This window comes from Clostridium sp. NSJ-49 (genome assembly GCF_014287725.1).
In the GTDB taxonomy this organism is placed as follows: domain Bacteria; phylum Bacillota; class Clostridia; order Clostridiales; family Clostridiaceae; genus Clostridium; species Clostridium disporicum_B.
In genome coordinates this window covers 1-17,562 of record NZ_JACOOP010000013.1, presented here as the reverse complement: position 1 = coordinate 17,562, position 17,562 = coordinate 1, and the positions used below count along the sequence as shown (strand labels likewise).

The window sequence follows — 17,562 nt, the reverse complement described above, 5'->3', positions numbered from 1 at the left end:
TTTCACAATCTTTTTGTAAAAATATATCAACTGTTATAAAAAAGTCCCATCATTCAATGTAACGATGGGACTTCCTTGATATATAAATTTTAGTGGAAACTTGATTGTTATGATATTTTTATAACTAATATATAAACTCAAAATTTTCTTTCATATTAAAGAAATCTGCATAGTCTATATCAAATATACTTTTAGTTACTTTTGAAATATCTATATTTTCTTTTATAAGCTGAGTTAAAACTCCTGCATAAGATAAATCGCCTTGAATTAAAGCTCCATAAATCTTACCATCCTTATGGATAATCTTCTTGTAGTTATCTCCATCAATCTTAACTTCTACTTTATAAGTTTCATCCTTTGGTTCAGTATCACCAAGAGACATAGTTGCTATCCCAACAAAGTTCATAGTATTCTTGCTTCCAAAGAAATCTGTCATTATCATTTCATTTCCTAACATATTATTAGCTGCAATAATACCTTCCTTAACAGCTGTTGGCCATATTGGATTTCTACCTGTTATATCTCCTGCACCATATACATTGTCAATGTTAGTTTTACCCTTTTCATCTATAATTAAACCAAATCTATCAAATTCTATGTTGCTTCCTTCTAAGAATGCAGTATTAGATCTAACGCCTGTTGCTACTATTACTAACTCACATGGAATTTCCTCTGTTCCATTGCCAGTATTTATAACTAATGCCTTAGGATTTTTATTTTCATCTAATATTAACTTTTCAGCTCTAACGCCAAGCTTTAAATTAACACCATTTTCAGAGAACTTCTTTTGATATACATCAGAAGTATATTTATCTAATTGAATAGGTAATATTTTATCTCCCATTTCAACTAAAGATACATTTAACCCTTGTCCTAATAATCCACTAACTGCATCTATTCCAACAAGACCTGCACCAAGAACTACTACATTTTTAACCTCTTTAGCTTGTTCCTTTATTAATACAGCATCATCTAAGTTTCTTAATCCAACTACATTGTTACCTTCTCTTAAACCTTCTACTGGAGGTATAAATGCAGATGCACCTGTACATAGCATCACTTTATCATATGTTAAAGTTTCTCCATTAGATAATTCTAAACTTTGAGCTTTATCATCTATAGACTTAACTTCAACACCTTTAATCCAAGTTATATTATTATCTTCAAAGAATTTTTTATCTGTGAAGTTTAGTGCTTCTACGTCTCTATGATTAGATATATAGTGGTGAAGTATACATCTTGAATATACATTTTCATCTTTAGATACTAATATTATTTCTGCATCTTTATCTAACTCTCTTAAAGTCTTAACTCCGCTGATTCCTGCTGCAGAGGCTCCTATAACTACATATCTCATTACTTAACCTCCTCTAAAGTAATTGCTGACATCGGGCATTTAGCCACACATTGTGGGCTTCCTTTTTCCTTACATCCATCACATTTCATTATCTCTTTATGAGTTCTTGAATCAGCCTTTAACACTCCGTATGGACAAGCCATTATACACATATAACAGCTTGCACATTTGTTTTTATCATAAGTTACTTTTCCTGTTTCTCTATCCTTGCTCATAGCACCAGTCATACAAGTATAAACACATTCTGGTTTATCACAATGTCTACAGAATATTGGAGCATATTTACCGTTACTATCTATTGTAATTCTACTTCTTGTATCCTCTGAACCGTGAGATACTATACATGCAGTTGTACATGTTAGGCATCCAACGCATTTACTTCTATCTATCTTAATTCTCTTCATTTTTCTACCTCTTACTTCTTGATGATATTTACTGCCACAGTCTTAAATGATGGCTCCTTTGAATATGGATCATATACTGAAGGAGTAAGTGAATTTGTTTCTATGTAGTGAATTGGTGCATATAAATGATTCTTTTTAACATGGTCTGAAATTTTTATAGTAAATTCACTAGTAACTCCGTTTTGAGAAGCTATCTTAACTCTTTCGTTTTCTACTATATTTAACTCTTTAGCTAGTTCTGGATGCATAAATGCATAGGATTCTTTAGAATATATTCTTTCAGATTCTTCAATTTCTCTAGATCTAACTTGAGTATGCCATTGTCCTACTGTTCCTCTTCCTGAGTTAAATATATATGGGAATTCTTCGCTTGTTTGAGTTGGATTTTCTGCTATATCTTCAAAGTGGAATTTAGCTTTCTTTGATGGAGTATAATACTTACCATCTTCAAATAATCTTCTTTCATCTGCTTCAAGAACATCCCCTTCTCTAAATGGCCATTGAACTCCTCTTGAACCTTCCATGTTCTTACCTTCTAACATTTCATAAGTTACACCAGTAATATCACAAGGCATTCCTTTTGAACACTTCTTTAACAATTCAAATGCTTGTCTTGGAGTTTCCCATCCTTTTAAAGTATCTCCCATTCCTAATTCTTCACCAATCTTGTAGAAGATTTCGTAATCAGATAACTCTCCTTCTTCTTTAGCTATAACAGGATTAACCTTTGATAATCTTCTTTCAGTGTTTATTAATACACCTTCTTTTTTAATAGCTGGAACTGATGGTAAGAATAAATCACAAAGCTTAGCGCTATCTGTATCTTCATATATATCTTGAACTACAAAGAAATCTAAGTTCTTAACTGCCTTTTCAAATTCCTGATTATTTGCCCATGAGTGTCTTGGATTTGTGCAAATTACCCATAAACCTTTTATTTCACCAGATATAACTTTTTCTATTATAACGTTATATGGAATTGTTGGCTTAGTAGCAAGTACACTTTCATCTACTCCTAAAGCTTCTGCAACAGCTTTTCTACGTACTGGATTATCAAAATCTCCACCACCGTAAAGTCCTGCAGTATTACTAAATGCTCTTGAACCCATAGCATTACATTGTCCAGTTAAAGAGTTAGCCCCTGTTCCTGGTCTACCCATGTTACCAGTAATTAAAGCTAAATTAATTATTGATTGAGCAGTTCTAACAGCCTGATATCCTTGGTTAATTCCCATTGTCCACCAGAATGAAACTCTTTTTCCGTTATGTATTATTTCAGCTAATTCTAAAACTCTTTCAGCTGATATTCCAGTTTCAGATTCAACATTTTCTAATGTAAACTTAGAAACATGTTCCTTGAATCCTTCATATCCTTCTGTGAAGTTTTCAATATAATTATTATCAATATAACCTTTTTCTATTAATACATTCGCTAATGTATAGAATAAAACTAAGTCAGCTTTTGGCTTAACATCTATCCAAATATCAGCATTCATAGCTGTCTCTGATTTTCTTGGGTCTATTACTATTATTTTAGCATCTTTATTTTCTTTGATTCTTCCCCAGAATACTGGATGAGCTATTACTGGATTTGCTCCAATTAATATTATAGTGTCTGAAAGCTCAGCATCATTTAATGTATATGGAGGTGCATCAAATCCAAAGCTTTGCTTATGAGCAACTACTGAAGTAGCCATACATAATCTAGTATTACCATCACCAGGTATACCCATATGATTTCTACCTACATGTCCAAGTAGTGCCATATCTTCTGTTGGCATCTGACCAGTACTTATGAAAGCAACACTTTCCTTACCATACTTCTCTTGAATCTCTGTCATTTTTTTAGCAAATGTTTTTATTCCCTCTTCCCAAGAAATTTCTTTCATTTCTCCATTTTCATCTCTTAAAAGAGGTGTTTTTCTTGCTTTAATTTTTGTTTGCTGTTTATCTAAATTTAAACCTTTAATACAGCAAAACCCTTTATTAACAGGATAATCCACAGTTGGTGAAACCTTATATATTTTTCCGTCTTCTACATGAAAGTCAATGTTACATGCTAATGCACATAAGTTACAAGTTGATTGAATTTTTTTCATAAGTAACTTCATCTCCACTTCTTTATATATTAATATCATTAAATCCATTGTTATTTATTTCACTAAGTAAAATCTATCATACTTTTATCTAAAAAACTGTGATAATAGTCACATTTTTAAACTGAAAATATATTTATATAAAAATTTCATAATTAAATATAAAAAAAGCACGAAAATCTCTTTCCGTACTTTTACTTAATAATTATATTCTTTAATTTTATTTCATATTTACTTTAATTACTGCCCCTAATATATTTGCATCATTATTGTACTTACATCTACCTATTTTTGTTGTAAGAATATCTAGTCCTAAGAAATTCTTCGATGCTACTTTGAATCTTTCTGATATTAAATTTATAAACCAATCCTCTTCAGATATTCCTCCTCCTAAACATATTATTTCAGGATTATAGAATGTTGTTATAGATAGTAATTGATTTGCTATATTTCTAGTCCAGTCTTCTATAGCTAACTTAGCCACTTCATCTCCAGCTAAATATTTAGCTGTTATTTCATGACCATACTCTAATCTCTCATCTTCACTTACTTTAGTATTATAAATTTGAATTAAAGCAGTCATTGAGCAATAATCACCTTGTCTTAATACCTTATTTTCATGAAAATCTATAAATGGCATATGATGAAACTCCCCTGCAAATCCATCAACTCCATATATAACATCATCTTCATTACATAGGCATCCACCAGTACCAGTTCCTATAATTAGAAAGGCTGATGATTTAGTTCCTTTTGCATTACCAGCTTTAAGCTCACAAAGTCCTGCTGATTTAGCATCATTTATAGTTGCAACTATTTTACCAGTTCTCTTTGATATTTCTTCATTAACGCTTGTCCCAAACATTATTACAACATTTGGTGCTGCATAAGACTTTATTTCTGATGCTTCATTAACTAATCCTGGAGCACTTACCCCTATTCTATCTACTTCATCTAAGTATTTAGCATTTGAACATATATAATCATAAAATTCATCTTTAGTATCACACTTAGCTGTTGGAATTTTCCACTTTTCTATTATATTAAATGCTGAATCTACTAATGCGTATTTTATAAAAGTTCCACCTATATCTATTCCTAAAGTTAATTTATTCATATTTTCCACCCTTTTACAAATTAAGTTATAATTATTATATTTTATAATTAAATTATATCAGTAAAGTTATACATAAGTTTTCATTTTTTGAAAATATATTAAATAAAAAAAGAATTAATAATAGGGAATTTATTGTTATAAATTTCCCATTATTAATTTCTACTCTCTACGCAAGAGTAACATTTTTAATCCACTTATCCAGAAGCAATCTCTTTGTACACCACAATGCTTTAATTACCTCATCTATTTTTAAGCAGAAAAATACTATACCAGCTGGTAAATTTAATACTACCCCTGCTATAAATCCAAGAGGAATTGCTAATAACCAAAGGAAAAGTACATCAGCTTTCATTAAGAATTTAGTATCTCCACCTGCTCTTAATACACCTTTAGTTAATGTTGAGCCAACAGCTGAGAATACTACTATAATAGATGTTGTATTCATTAGTTGATATGCAATTTCCTTTGTACTTCCCGCTACATCATAAAATCCTATCATTACATTCTTTAAGCTAAATATAAGCAGTCCAGAAACACATCCTATTAATACTGCTAATACTAAAAACGTCTTTCCATAATCTTGTGCCTTATCATACTCTCTAGCTCCAACAGTATTTCCTATAATTACACCACTTGCATTTGCTACTCCCATTAAAAATACTGTACAGAATTGTTGTAATACTGTATTTATAGAGTTAGCAGCTACCATTTCTGCTCCCATTCTCCCCATGATTACAGATAACATATTTAACCCTATTACTAATATAAAATCACTTATAAGCACTGGAGTTCCATGCTTAGCATAATCAGTAAAAATAGCCTTATCATGTTTAAATAAATCCTTAATCTTAAATTGTATTCTCTTATCAATAAATATTAAATAAATTGCAACTATTAAGAATTCAATTATCCTAGATATTAAAGTTCCTACTGCTGCTCCAGCTGCACCTAATCTTGGAGCACCTAAATTACCGAATATAAACATCCAGTTTAAAAATATATTTGCAAAGAATGAAATAGCTGTTGAACATAAAGCTAACTTAACTATTCCAACAGTTCTTAAAATTCCTATTGCTATAGTAGAAAAACCTTGTACTAAAAATGCAAAAGATAATATCTTTAAATACTTAACTCCTTCAGCAATTACTGATAGATCTGGAGTATATATTCTCATTATTTGAGATGGGAAAAACTGTCCTAATATAAAGAAAGTAAAGCTAAATATCGCACTTATCTTAAGCATCATAGATAATGTCTTGCTTATAGATTCTTTATCCCCTTTTCCCCAAAACTGTCCTGTTAAAACTCCTGCTCCTCCAGCTAATCCAAAATGTATTACTAGAAATATAAAGCTAAATTGGTTTGCTAATGCAGAAGCTGATAATGCTACTTCGCCTAATGAGCCAAGCATCATCGTATCTGCCATATTTATTCCTATTGTAATTAAATTTTGTAACGTTATTGGAATAGCTATAGCTAACATTCTCTTATAGAAGTCATTTTCTCTTTTAAATACCGTCAATTCCATGCTTCCATCTCCTTCCTCATATGATTATATCATCGAACACGTTCTTAGATTTTCTTATTTTGAAACTTTCATAATTTAATTAAATATTACAAAGTATTAAGAGGTAAAATTTAAAACTTTACCTCTATAAACAAATATTATATATTTTTATAATTCATCTCCATTTGTTGCTATAACATTTTTATACCAATGGAAACTCTTCTTTCTACTTCTCTCTAATGTACCTTCTCCGTCATTATTTTTATCAACATATATAAATCCATATCTCTTCATCATCTCTCCTGTTGATGCCGAAATTAAATCTATACATCCCCACGGTGTATATCCCATTAACTCTACTCCATCAATAGAAACAGCCTTCTTCATTTCTTCTATGTGTTTTCTTAAATAATCTATTCTATAGTCATCATTAATTGATCCATCTTCTTCAACAATATCTACAGCACCTAAACCATTCTCAACAATAAACAATGGTTTTTGATATCTATTATATAAATTATTTAATGATATTCTTAGTCCAACAGGGTCTATTTGCCATCCCCAATCTGATGCTTCTAAATATGGATTTTTCTTACCTCCCATCATATTCCCTGAAACTGACTCTTTATCTTTCTTCGTTCCCATTACAAGTGACATATAATAGCTAAATCCTATATAGTCTACAGCACCATCTCTTAATATCGCTTCATCCTCCGTTTCCATTTCTATATTTATATTATTTCTTTCAAAGTAATTCTTCATATAATTTGGATAACATCCTCTAGCCTGTACATCTGAGAAGAAGTAATTTTTATTCATAGCCTCTTGTACCAATAACGTATCTAATGGATTACATGTTTCTGGATACATAAGCGGATAAATCATCATCATTCCAATTTTAAAGCTTGGGTTTATTTTATGTCCAATACTTACAGCCTTAGCACTTGCTACTAATTGGTGATGAGCAGCTTGATATGTTACTTGCTCTTTATTTTCTCCTTCTGCAAACTTTATCCCAGCAGGCATAAATGGATGTAATGCTATTACATTAATTTCATTGAAAGTCATCCAATATTTAACCTTATCTTTATATCTTGTAAATATAACTTCACAGTAATTAGCATAAAAATCTACTAATTTACGATTTCTCCAAGCCCCATATTTTTCGACTAATGTATATGGCATTTCATAATGAGATATTGTAACTACAGGCTCTATTCCATACTTTAAACATTCATCAAATAATCTATCATAATATTTTAATCCTTCTTCATTTGGCTCACTTTCATCTCCATTTGGGAATATTCTTGTCCATGCAATTGACATTCTAAAACATTTGAATCCCATTTCAGCAAGTAAAGCAATATCACCTTCAAATCTATGATAAAAATCTATTGCTTCATGAGATGGATAATACTTTCCTTCAATTACTCCATCAGTATACTCTCTTTGCTTTTCCCTTGACCCAGCTGTTGCTACATCAGCCGTACTAATTCCTTTTCCATCAACATCCCATGCTCCTTCACATTGGTTAGCAGCTACAGCTCCTCCCCATAAGAAATTTTCTGGAAATCTATTTTTACTCATATTATTTTCCTCCTAATAATGAGGCTTATTTATAATAAACAAGCCTCATTTTAAATTTATACTATATATTTCTTAGTCAAAAACAACATCACTAAAATCTACATCATCTTCCTCTTCTTGTTGTTCCATAGCATAAGCTTCTTTATCTAAAGATCTAATGAATGGTAAATATATCAAGAAGGATACTACAATTAATAAAATTTGTAATGCCGCTATCATCCAACTACCTTGTAAGAATCCACCTACTACTAATGGAGTTCCTAAAGGTAATCCTATACATGCTAATCTTGGAACTATTCCTGTTACAGTTAATAAATACGCTATTGTTGCACAAGCTATAGGTGATACTATAAATGGTATTGCTAGTCTTGGATTCATTATACATGGAGCTCCAAAAATTAAAGGTTCATTTATTCCACAAACACTTCCTGGTAAAGCTAATGCTCCTAAAGTCTTATAACGTTTACTCTTAGCCCTAAATGACATATATATATTCATTCCCATAGTTGCACCTGATCCACCTACTAATACATAAGTCATTAAAAATGCTGATCCAACTATATTAGGTAATGGCTGTCCTGCATTGTATGCTGTTAAATTTGCCATATCTAACCCTGTCCATATAGGCATCATTATTGAAAAGACTACCATAGTTCCATGAATACCAAATAACCATAATACATGAGATACAAGAATTACTGTTAATAAAGCTCCAAATGACCCACCTAATCCTTGTAATGGTGTTTGTACAAATTGATAAACTAATGCATGTATACTTCCAAAAGAACTATTAGCAAAAATTGCTGATACAGTTAAGAAAATAGGTGTAATTATAAATGCTGGTATTAATCCAGTAAAAGATTGTGCTATTGTAGGAGGTACACCTGCTGGCATTTTAATTACTATATTTTTAGTAACTATAAGTGCATATATTCTTCCTACAACTAATCCAACTAATATAGCAACGAAAAATCCAGTTGCTCCTAACCATTCAAATGATATAAAGCTAGTTCCCTCTACATTGGCTAATGGAGTTACTATAAAGAAACATAATAAAGATATCATACCTGCTATAGGGCCACTACAATCAAAGCTTTCTGACATCTTATATCCAATGAAAAATACTGCATATAAAGAAAGAAGGTTTGTCGTAAATGTTATTGGTAAATTAAATAATGTTACAAGTCCTGTATTTGCTAAAAAGTTTTGATATGGCTCAAATGGGAAGTTTGCTAACAAAGTAAATATTGCCCCTACAATAATTACCGGAAGCGCTCCAGCAACCCCATCTGATGTTGCTTTTAAATATCTATTATTACTTATTTTATTTACAACTGGCATAACTTTTTCTTGTACTTTTGATACGTTCATTTTCTTATCCCCCTTTTATTTAGTTAATGCTGCTTTTAAAACTTTTGCACCATTCATCATTCCATAATCTGCACTATCTATAACTTTAACTACTATTCCCTTTGGCTCATATTTTTCCTTAAAATCTTCATATAAAAAACTAACTTGTGGTCCTAATAAAAGAATATCTGTCTTATCTTCATACTCAACAAATTTTGATTGTGGAATTGCAGTTATTGTAACTGGCAAGTTATTTTTCTTTGCTACAGTCTCCATCTTTGTTACTAATAAACTTGTAGACATCCCCGCTGCACAAATTAAAGTTATTTTTTTCATTATTCTTTCCTCCTAAAAATATATATAAATTTAAATAAATACTTTTTATAAATTTTAACCTTAATTTACTATTAGCTTTTCATGAATCTCAATTATTTCATTTGCTAAATCCTTTACTGTTATTGCGTTCATCAAATGGTCTTGAGCATGTACCATTAATAATGAAAGTTCTGTTTTCTTTCCTGCTGCTTCTCCTTGAATCAGTTTAGTTTGTATTTCATGAGCAAGATTTAAATCTTCTTCAGATAATTTTAAATTTTCTTTAGCTTCTTCTATCTTACCCTTCTTAGCTAACCTTATTGAGTTCATAGCTTTACTTCTGGCATTTCCTGCATTTACTATTAAACCAAATACTACTTCTTGATACTCCATATTATCCATTTTCTATTCACCTCTTAATTTTTTATGTTTTCTTAATAATATATAAAGCAATTGCCATGCCAAAACTAATAAAACACATAAAATAAAAACTCTCAATTAATGAGAGTTTTTATTAAAACATTATTATTAATTTATGAATCCACCTTTGAAGAAACTAGTGATATAGCATATTTCATCATTATCTACTTCAATATTTTCATAGTATTTATTCTTTAATTTATTTATTTCAATTTTTACTAAGTTAAATAACTCTTTATTTTCTTTTATAAATTTCTCCCTTAATTCAAAAGGTTCCGCATTTATTCCTTCATTTAATCTATCTATCATGCAAGCTATATGAAGTGTTATTCCTATTAATCTATTTGTTTCTATCTTCATGTTCATTTTTTTCTGAATTCTTTCATTAAAACACTTTATATGTTCTAAAACTCTTTCTCCATCAATGTGTTTTAAATGTGTTTTAAGAGTTTCTACCATTTTTATATATGTTGTTTCTAGATCAATAACTTTTTGTAATTTATTGATTCCATCTCCAACAAATATATCTTTTAATGAAATCTTAAATATATCTACCTCTATATCAAATGTGCTTATTAGAGATATTATTTTATACTCTCTTGATAATCTCTTTATCTTGTTTTCTATATTTTCTTCCCCAATTAAATTCATTGTAATAATCTCTATTACATTACTATCATAATTCAGTTTATTTTCTAATAAATTAAGTATACTTTTAGCCCCTCCATCACCAGTTGTACATATTGATAGTATAGCTAATTTTTTTATGCTATCACTTGGTAAAAGATCCTTTTTAGTTTCATAGTCTGTAATATACAACTCATTAACTTTTATCATATCATTTAATATTTCATCAACATTATATCCAAGCATAGCTTTTCTTGTTGCTTCAAGAACATGTAGAGTACTTACTAATGGCATAACTCTAGTTTTTATATTAAACTCTACTTCTATTTCCTTTGCAAAAGTCGTTAATAAACCCATATCAACTAAGAATAGAATATCTGATTTTATATTCTTGCTAATATATTTCCTAACTCTCTCTAATACTTTTTCTGGACTTTCTTCTATAGGAGCATTTATCCCTATAGCATAATTATTTCCCAATAACTTATTAGTGGCATTAACCATAGATGTAGCTGTAGTCTCTCCATGAGCAATAACTATTACCTTTACTTCTTGCTCTTCTTTGTTTATATTACACTTATCATATGCTAAAAATATGGCTAAAAAACCGGCTTCATCTATGGGCATGCTTATATCTAATGATCTCTCAATAATTTTTAACAAATCTAATGCTATATTAAACTCAATAGTATTTTCGACTCGTATTTTATTTAATTGTGGATTAGTAATCTTTTTATTAGATTTAACCCTCTCTATGGAACTATTAATATGTACGGCCATTCCATAGCAAACCTTCTCACTTAGTTTTCTATTTAACCTATCTTCACTAAAATTAATTATTTCCAATATAACTCTTCTTATATCTCCATCAATAAATCCTTCTAATTGTGATATATCAAAAGTACAATTAAAATTTTTATTAAGCTTATTTATATACTTCTTGAAATAATTATCTATATCAAAGTTCATAGTTTCCTGTAAATTTGACTCATCAATTCCTCTATCCTTTAACTGATGGTATCTTGCTTCTATTAACTCATATATATTACTTTCTTCTTTATAATCTTCAAAAATTATCTCATCATTAATATTATTAAATATACAATACTTCTTATTAATATCTATAAGCTTATTCCACAATTGCCTATGGTCAACTTCTTTATATAAGCCCTTTCTTATATATAGTGGTAAATCCAAGCTATTCACCTTTATATCTGTTTTTCTCCCTGATACGTATTCTGCATAAGCTCTTGCACATATTAATTGAATATCCACTTTTAATTGTCCTATATTAAATTCGCAATCATAGCTTAATAAAGCTTTTATAGAATTCATAGATACTTTTATCTCTTTATCTAATCTAGCTGATTCATCTTTCATAAAGGTACTAATCAAGGAAAATCTCTCCTCAATACTTCTTTCAGCTAATGATGGAATATGTATTGTCATTGGAATTCTTCTAGTAAATGTTTTTAACAGAACCTTTTCTGGATTTTCTGTGGTAGCACAAACAATAAGCACTTTAGCTTTTCGCTCAAATTCAGTTTCTCCAAGCCTTCTATATATACCTTTATCCATAAAAGTAAAAAGCATTTCTTGCCCTTCAGATGGTAACCTATGAACTTCATCTAAGAATAAAATCCCCTCATTTGCCTTCTCTATTAATCCTACATTGTCTGAATCAGCGCCTGTATAAGCTCCTTTCTTACATCCAAATAATTGACCTAATAAAAGCTGTGGATTATTTGCATAATCTGCACAATTAAATGTTATTAATGGAGAGTTTTCTATAAACTTCTTCATCTCTATTCCATATTTATGTATTAGTGATACAAACATTGATTTTCCTACACCAGTTTCTCCAAGAACCAACATATTCATTCCATTTGGTGGATATAAAACTGATGCTTTAGCTTGTTCAACTGCTGAATATAAGCTTTTGTTTTCAACAACAAAATTATCTAACACATTCTTGTTTAATATTTTTTTAACTTTAGGTTTCTTTTTAATTATTGGAGTAAACAATACAGGTTTTCCACATTTCTTTATTACTTTGCCTTCTTCACATAAACGATTTAAATCATTACTTACGTTTGCTCTGCTTAATCCTAATCCAGTTGCAATATCTATTGTAGTAACCCCTTCACCATCATATAATTCAATTAACTTATTAAATACCTCATCTATTCTCCCCAATTTCATCCCCCCAATATCTTACTAAATTAAAATATTATGTTGATTTTTCCTAAATTATATGATAACATTTACAATTATTTCACATTTGTATTATTTTTATATTTTTATAAATATTTTAATGTAGGAGTTTCTATTATGTCTCAAAATTTACCTTTTAATAAAATTAAATATCTCTGTGATTTAACATTTAGTACATTTAATACATCTGTATGTTATATTTCTAATAAAAATAATATCATCTATTCACTCAAAAATATGACATCAACAAATATATCAATAGATTTTGATAACTTACTTATAAAGTTATCTATGAGCTATTGTACATTAACTCTTCCAATACTAGTTAGTACTAAGCATATCTTTAAATTTATAATAGTTAATTTGAACTTTGAAGAGTATATGGGATCTATAATCATTGGTCCAATTTTAAGTAGTCCTATAGATAAAAATTATATCTATAATAATAAAGATATTTCAAATATTGATAAGGATCTTATATATAAGTATTATAGTGAAATTCCCGTTATTGAAATATCAAGTATATTAAATTGGATTAGCCTGCTTTTTTTCTCTATTTACAATAGTCCTATGTATAGTGATTATATCTTAAGGGATGATAATTCCTACTTGGACATTAATTTTAAAGTAAAAAATACATATAAAACTTTATTAACTACAAATAGACAAAATACTACTCATCATCATAGCAACAAACTTGTAAGAGCTATTTATAATGATATAAAAACTGGAAATATAGATAAACTATTATTAGATTTAAAATCTAAACCTGATGGTGAATCAGGTACAGTTGCCAAAAGTAATGACCTTCGAAATAGAAAAAATTTAATTATAGCTCTAACAACCTTATGTACTCAGGCATCTATTGATGGTGGTGTATCTTGTGAAGATGCTTTTACTCTTAGCGATTCATTCATTCAAAACATTGAAGAAATTAATAATATTAGCTCTTTTATTACTATAGAAACTAAAATCCCTATAGCTTTTGCTGCAAAAGTAAAAGAAGTCCAAAAATCTAACTACTCCAAAATTACTTGTAATTGCATAGACATAATTTTGAAACATCTATACGAAGATATTTCACTTTCAAAAATTAGTAATATATTAAATCTATCTCCGCCCTATATATCTTCAAAATTTAAAAATGAAGTAAAAATTAGCCTAAGTGAATACATATTGAAATGTAAAATTGATGAAGCTAAATATCTTTTAACTCATACTAATTATTCTATATTAGACATTTCAACCTTATTATGTTTTCATGACCAAAGTTATTTTACTAAAACCTTTAAGCGATTTACTGGTATAACACCTAAAAAATATGCTTCTAAAAGTTCTATATAAAAAAATGCCTCAGCTTATTTGCTGAAGCATTTTTATTTTATATTTTTATTAATAGTGCTAAGGTTCCAGCAACTATTAAACTTAACCCAATTAAAGATTTTTTTGAGAACTTCTCCTTTAAGAATACATACGCAAAACCTACAGTTACTAATATACTTAATTTATCTATAGGTACAACCACACTAGCTAATCCATCTTGCAAAGCCTTGTAATAACATAACCAAGATCCACCTGTTGCAATTCCTGATAATACTATAAATGATAAGCTTGTACGATCTATGTTTTTAATTTCATGTTGTTTTTTTGTTATAAATACAATTATCCATGACATAATCAAAACAACTATTGTCCTAATTGCAGTTCCTAGGTTTGATTCTACATTCTCAATTCCTATTTTAGCTAGAATAGAAGTTAAGGATGCAAATACAGCTGAAAGTGATGCATATAATAGCCAAGCTTTATTTTTTAACCCTTTCACATTCTGTTCTAAATTATCTAGTTTTTCTTCTTTCTTTTGAATCATCAAATAAGTACCTATGGCTATTCCAATCATTCCAATTATCATATTTATTGTAATTTTCTCGCCTAATACTATAAATGCTAGTATCATAGTTAAAATTGTACTAGATTTATCTATTGGAACAACTTTATTTACATCTCCTATTTGTAATGCCTTAAAATAACAAAGCCAAGATGCTCCTGTAGCCATTCCTGAAAGTATTAAAAATACATAACTTTTAGTACTTATATCATTTAATGTCCATTGTGAGTCCACTAAAAAAACCATCATCCATGAAAAAATCAAAACTACTATTGTCCTTATAGCTGTTGCAACATGTGAATCTACATCTTTTATACCAACCTTAGCCAATATTGATGTAGCTCCTGCAAATATTGCTGAAGCAAATGCATATATAACCCACATAATATTTCTCCTTTAAAAGTAATACCTATATTATATTTCTACCATCTTAATAAAATTCTACTGCAAAGTAACATTAATTATTATAAATGTTTATGGCTATTTTTTCTATATTCATATTATATACTTTTATTTTCCTATTAAATACACTTTAATTATTTTCATAGGTAAGTTTGTAAATTTTTTTTATTTTTTCATTTTTTATTTAGTTGCAATTGCAACTATTTTAGCATTATAATATATAAAGCAAAACAAATCGAAAGGATTTATCTATGAATAATAAGAACAACGAATACTTTGGAAGATATATTTCAATTCTTTATCGTCAATCTAGTGTGTTTTATTCAAAAGAATTTCATAAGTTCGGTATTGGTTCTGGTCAATATATGTTTATGATTCATCTATATAAAAATGATGGTATAAGCCAGGAAAAACTTTCTGAACTTATAAATATAGATAAAGGCACTACTGCCAAAGCAATAAAAAAACTTGAAGAGCTTGGCTATGTTGAAAGAAATAAAGATATTTCTGATAAAAGAGTAAATAAAATCTACTTAACAGAAAAAGCCTTAGAAATTAAGGATGAATTTCTTGCAAGCTTAATGAAATGGGAAGATATGCTTACTTCAAATTTAAGCGAAGAAGAGATTCTTTATGGATTAAAAATATTAAATAAATTAACTAAAAATGTTTCAAAAAACTAGGAGGTAATACATGAGTAATCAAAAATATTTAGCTGAAGAATCTATTGGAAAACTACTTTTAAAATATTCTATTCCTGCAATTATAGGAATGCTAGTAAATGCCTTATACAATATCGTTGATAGAATGTTTATAGGTCGTATACCTGATGTTGGTTCTTTAGCCTTAACTGGAGTTGGTATTACAATGCCAATCATGTCTATACTTTTAGCCTTTGGTATGCTTATAGGTATAGGTTCAACTGCTAACATCTCATTAAATCTTGGTCGTGGTAAGAAAGATATTGCTGAAAAGCTAATTGGTAATGCAGTTACATTAAGCTTAATAGTTGGTATTGCTATAACTGCTATAGGTCTTATATTCTTAAACCCTATATTAAATTTATTTGGTGCTAGCGCAAATACTTTATTTTACGCTAAAGAATATATAACAGTAATCTTAATTGGATGTACTTTTAATATTCTTTCTTTTGCATTAAACAGTACAGTTAGAGCTGACGGTAATCCTAAAATGGCATCATTCACTATGATTGTTGGATGTGTTACAAATGTTATTTTAGACTATGTTTTTGTATTTGTATTTAATATGGGTATTAAAGGTGCTGCTTTAGCTACTGTTATCTCACAAGCACTTACATTCTTTATTATTTTATACTACTATACAAAAGGTAAATCTAACTTAAAGTTAAGATCACAAAATTTAAAACTTAAAAAGAGTCTAATTTTAATGACTTTCGCTATCGGAATTGCTCCTTTTGCTACTCAAATAGCAAATAGTTTAGTACAAGTTGTAGCTAATAATGCTTTAAAAACTTATGGAAATGACTTAGCTATTGGTGCAATGACAATTATCGGTTCATTAAATATGGTATTTATGATGCCTATATTCGGTATAAACCAAGGTTGCCAACCAATAATAGGCTTTAATTACGGCGCTAGAAAATTTGAGAGAGCTAAAAAGACGTTTATATATGCAACTATAGCAGCTACAATAATATGTACTATTGGTGGAATACTAATTCAATTATTCCCTCAAATTGCAATAAGCATATTTAATAACGATGCCGAACTTACTGGATTAGCAGTTAAAGGCTTAAGAATTTATTTACTTATGATGCCTATAGTAGGAATTAACATAGTAGCAACAAGTTACTATCAATCAGTTGGAAAAGCTAAAATGTCTATGTTTGTAAGTTTATTAAGACAAGTTATTCTTCTAATTCCATTCACATTAATATTACCTAAATTTATGGGATTAGACGGAGTATGGGCTGCTGGTGCTTGTGCTGACTTATTATCTGTAGTTATTACAATAATATTAATAGCTAAAGAATTTAAATCATTAAACAAACTTGCTACTGAAGAAAATATACAAACTCCTTTAGATGTTGTTACTAATTAAAAAAAGGGGCTGTCTCTGAAATGATTTTTAAAATCATTTCAGTAGACGGTCTTTTTATTTTTTATTCATATATTTATATGAAATTATTTCTAAATGAACAAGTTTTTTGACACGACAAATAGGAGGTTATAAATCTCCTATTCTCTGTAAAAATATACCTTTACGCTATTTTCTTTTCATGCAATAATATACCATTTCT

The 17,562-nt window shown here is 29.1% G+C and carries 14 protein-coding genes; 3 read left to right on the top strand and 11 right to left on the bottom strand.

Going from position 1 to position 17,562, the window contains the following annotated elements; translation table 11 throughout:
- Positions 1 to 124: 124 nt before the first annotated feature.
- The 10 genes from H8S10_RS06405 to H8S10_RS06360 form a co-directional block, all read right to left on the bottom strand.
- Positions 125 to 1,357, bottom strand: a complete 1,233-nt coding sequence (locus tag H8S10_RS06405) for an FAD-dependent oxidoreductase (RefSeq protein WP_186838335.1) — start codon at positions 1,355 to 1,357, stop codon at positions 125 to 127.
- On the bottom strand, positions 1,357 to 1,761 hold the full coding sequence (locus H8S10_RS06400; RefSeq protein ID WP_055266445.1) for a 4Fe-4S dicluster domain-containing protein: 405 nt from the start codon (positions 1,759 to 1,761) through the stop codon (positions 1,357 to 1,359). The genes H8S10_RS06405 and H8S10_RS06400 overlap by 1 nt, the downstream gene beginning before the upstream one ends.
- An 11-nt stretch (positions 1,762 to 1,772) precedes the next feature.
- Complete coding sequence (locus H8S10_RS06395; protein WP_186838334.1) at positions 1,773 to 3,860, bottom strand: molybdopterin-dependent oxidoreductase; 2,088 nt, start codon at positions 3,858 to 3,860, stop codon at positions 1,773 to 1,775.
- A 217-nt stretch (positions 3,861 to 4,077) separates the two neighbouring features.
- Positions 4,078 to 4,974: an ROK family protein gene (locus H8S10_RS06390; RefSeq protein WP_186838333.1), complete on the bottom strand. Its 897-nt coding sequence runs from the start codon at positions 4,972 to 4,974 to the stop codon at positions 4,078 to 4,080.
- Positions 4,975 to 5,140: 166 nt separating this feature from the next.
- Complete coding sequence (locus tag H8S10_RS06385; RefSeq protein WP_186838332.1) at positions 5,141 to 6,502, bottom strand: MATE family efflux transporter; 1,362 nt, start codon at positions 6,500 to 6,502, stop codon at positions 5,141 to 5,143.
- Positions 6,503 to 6,649: 147 nt separating this feature from the next.
- Positions 6,650 to 8,068 carry a 6-phospho-beta-glucosidase gene (locus tag H8S10_RS06380; protein ID WP_186838331.1) on the bottom strand — a complete coding sequence of 473 codons (1,419 nt, stop codon included), beginning with the start codon at positions 8,066 to 8,068 and terminating at the stop codon, positions 6,650 to 6,652.
- A 72-nt stretch (positions 8,069 to 8,140) separates the two neighbouring features.
- Positions 8,141 to 9,439 carry a PTS transporter subunit EIIC gene (locus H8S10_RS06375; protein WP_186838330.1) on the bottom strand — a complete coding sequence of 433 codons (1,299 nt, stop codon included), beginning with the start codon at positions 9,437 to 9,439 and terminating at the stop codon, positions 8,141 to 8,143.
- A 15-nt stretch (positions 9,440 to 9,454) separates the two neighbouring features.
- Positions 9,455 to 9,754, bottom strand: a complete 300-nt coding sequence (locus H8S10_RS06370; protein WP_186838329.1) for a PTS sugar transporter subunit IIB — start codon at positions 9,752 to 9,754, stop codon at positions 9,455 to 9,457.
- Between the two features lie 60 nt (positions 9,755 to 9,814).
- Entirely contained in the window at positions 9,815 to 10,135 is a 321-nt protein-coding gene (locus H8S10_RS06365; RefSeq protein ID WP_207731846.1) for a PTS lactose/cellobiose transporter subunit IIA, read from the bottom strand.
- Between the two features lie 126 nt (positions 10,136 to 10,261).
- The gene (locus tag H8S10_RS06360; RefSeq protein WP_186838328.1) at positions 10,262 to 12,976 is read right to left on the bottom strand and encodes a sigma-54-dependent transcriptional regulator; all 2,715 of its coding nucleotides are present in this window, start codon (positions 12,974 to 12,976) and stop codon (positions 10,262 to 10,264) included.
- 135 nt (positions 12,977 to 13,111) lie between these two features.
- Between H8S10_RS06360 and H8S10_RS06355 the strand changes: the two genes are divergently transcribed.
- Entirely contained in the window at positions 13,112 to 14,338 is a 1,227-nt protein-coding gene (locus H8S10_RS06355; RefSeq protein ID WP_186838327.1) for a helix-turn-helix domain-containing protein, read from the top strand.
- A gap of 37 nt (positions 14,339 to 14,375) precedes the next feature.
- Here H8S10_RS06355 and H8S10_RS06350 read toward each other — a convergent pair whose 3' ends face one another.
- Positions 14,376 to 15,263, bottom strand: coding sequence for an EamA family transporter (locus tag H8S10_RS06350; RefSeq protein WP_186838326.1), 888 nt, complete (start codon positions 15,261 to 15,263; stop codon positions 14,376 to 14,378).
- Positions 15,264 to 15,532: 269 nt separating this feature from the next.
- Here H8S10_RS06350 and H8S10_RS06345 point away from each other — a divergent pair, with 269 nt between their 5' ends.
- Positions 15,533 to 15,964 carry a MarR family transcriptional regulator gene (locus H8S10_RS06345; RefSeq protein WP_186838325.1) on the top strand — a complete coding sequence of 144 codons (432 nt, stop codon included), beginning with the start codon at positions 15,533 to 15,535 and terminating at the stop codon, positions 15,962 to 15,964.
- A 10-nt stretch (positions 15,965 to 15,974) separates the two neighbouring features.
- On the top strand, positions 15,975 to 17,363 hold the full coding sequence (locus tag H8S10_RS06340; protein ID WP_186838324.1) for an MATE family efflux transporter: 1,389 nt from the start codon (positions 15,975 to 15,977) through the stop codon (positions 17,361 to 17,363).
- Positions 17,364 to 17,562 lie beyond the last annotated feature (199 nt).

Excerpts from the sequence above, each read along its gene's own strand:
- H8S10_RS06385 (WP_186838332.1), bottom strand. The coding sequence starts at position 6,502 with ATGGAATTGACGGTATTTAAAAGAGAAAATGACTTCTATAAGAGAATG.
- H8S10_RS06380 (WP_186838331.1), bottom strand. The coding sequence starts at position 8,068 with ATGAGTAAAAATAGATTTCCAGAAAATTTCTTATGGGGAGGAGCTGTA.
- H8S10_RS06350 (WP_186838326.1), bottom strand. The coding sequence starts at position 15,263 with ATGTGGGTTATATATGCATTTGCTTCAGCAATATTTGCAGGAGCTACA.
- H8S10_RS06400 (WP_055266445.1), bottom strand. The coding sequence starts at position 1,761 with ATGAAGAGAATTAAGATAGATAGAAGTAAATGCGTTGGATGCCTAACA.
- H8S10_RS06390 (WP_186838333.1), bottom strand. The coding sequence starts at position 4,974 with ATGAATAAATTAACTTTAGGAATAGATATAGGTGGAACTTTTATAAAA.
- H8S10_RS06405 (WP_186838335.1), bottom strand. The coding sequence starts at position 1,357 with ATGAGATATGTAGTTATAGGAGCCTCTGCAGCAGGAATCAGCGGAGTT.
- H8S10_RS06370 (WP_186838329.1), bottom strand. The coding sequence starts at position 9,754 with ATGAAAAAAATAACTTTAATTTGTGCAGCGGGGATGTCTACAAGTTTA.
- H8S10_RS06340 (WP_186838324.1), top strand. The coding sequence starts at position 15,975 with ATGAGTAATCAAAAATATTTAGCTGAAGAATCTATTGGAAAACTACTT.
- H8S10_RS06375 (WP_186838330.1), bottom strand. The coding sequence starts at position 9,439 with ATGAACGTATCAAAAGTACAAGAAAAAGTTATGCCAGTTGTAAATAAA.
- H8S10_RS06345 (WP_186838325.1), top strand. The coding sequence starts at position 15,533 with ATGAATAATAAGAACAACGAATACTTTGGAAGATATATTTCAATTCTT.
- H8S10_RS06395 (WP_186838334.1), bottom strand. The coding sequence starts at position 3,860 with ATGAAAAAAATTCAATCAACTTGTAACTTATGTGCATTAGCATGTAAC.
- H8S10_RS06365 (WP_207731846.1), bottom strand. The coding sequence starts at position 10,135 with ATGGATAATATGGAGTATCAAGAAGTAGTATTTGGTTTAATAGTAAAT.
- H8S10_RS06355 (WP_186838327.1), top strand. The coding sequence starts at position 13,112 with ATGTCTCAAAATTTACCTTTTAATAAAATTAAATATCTCTGTGATTTA.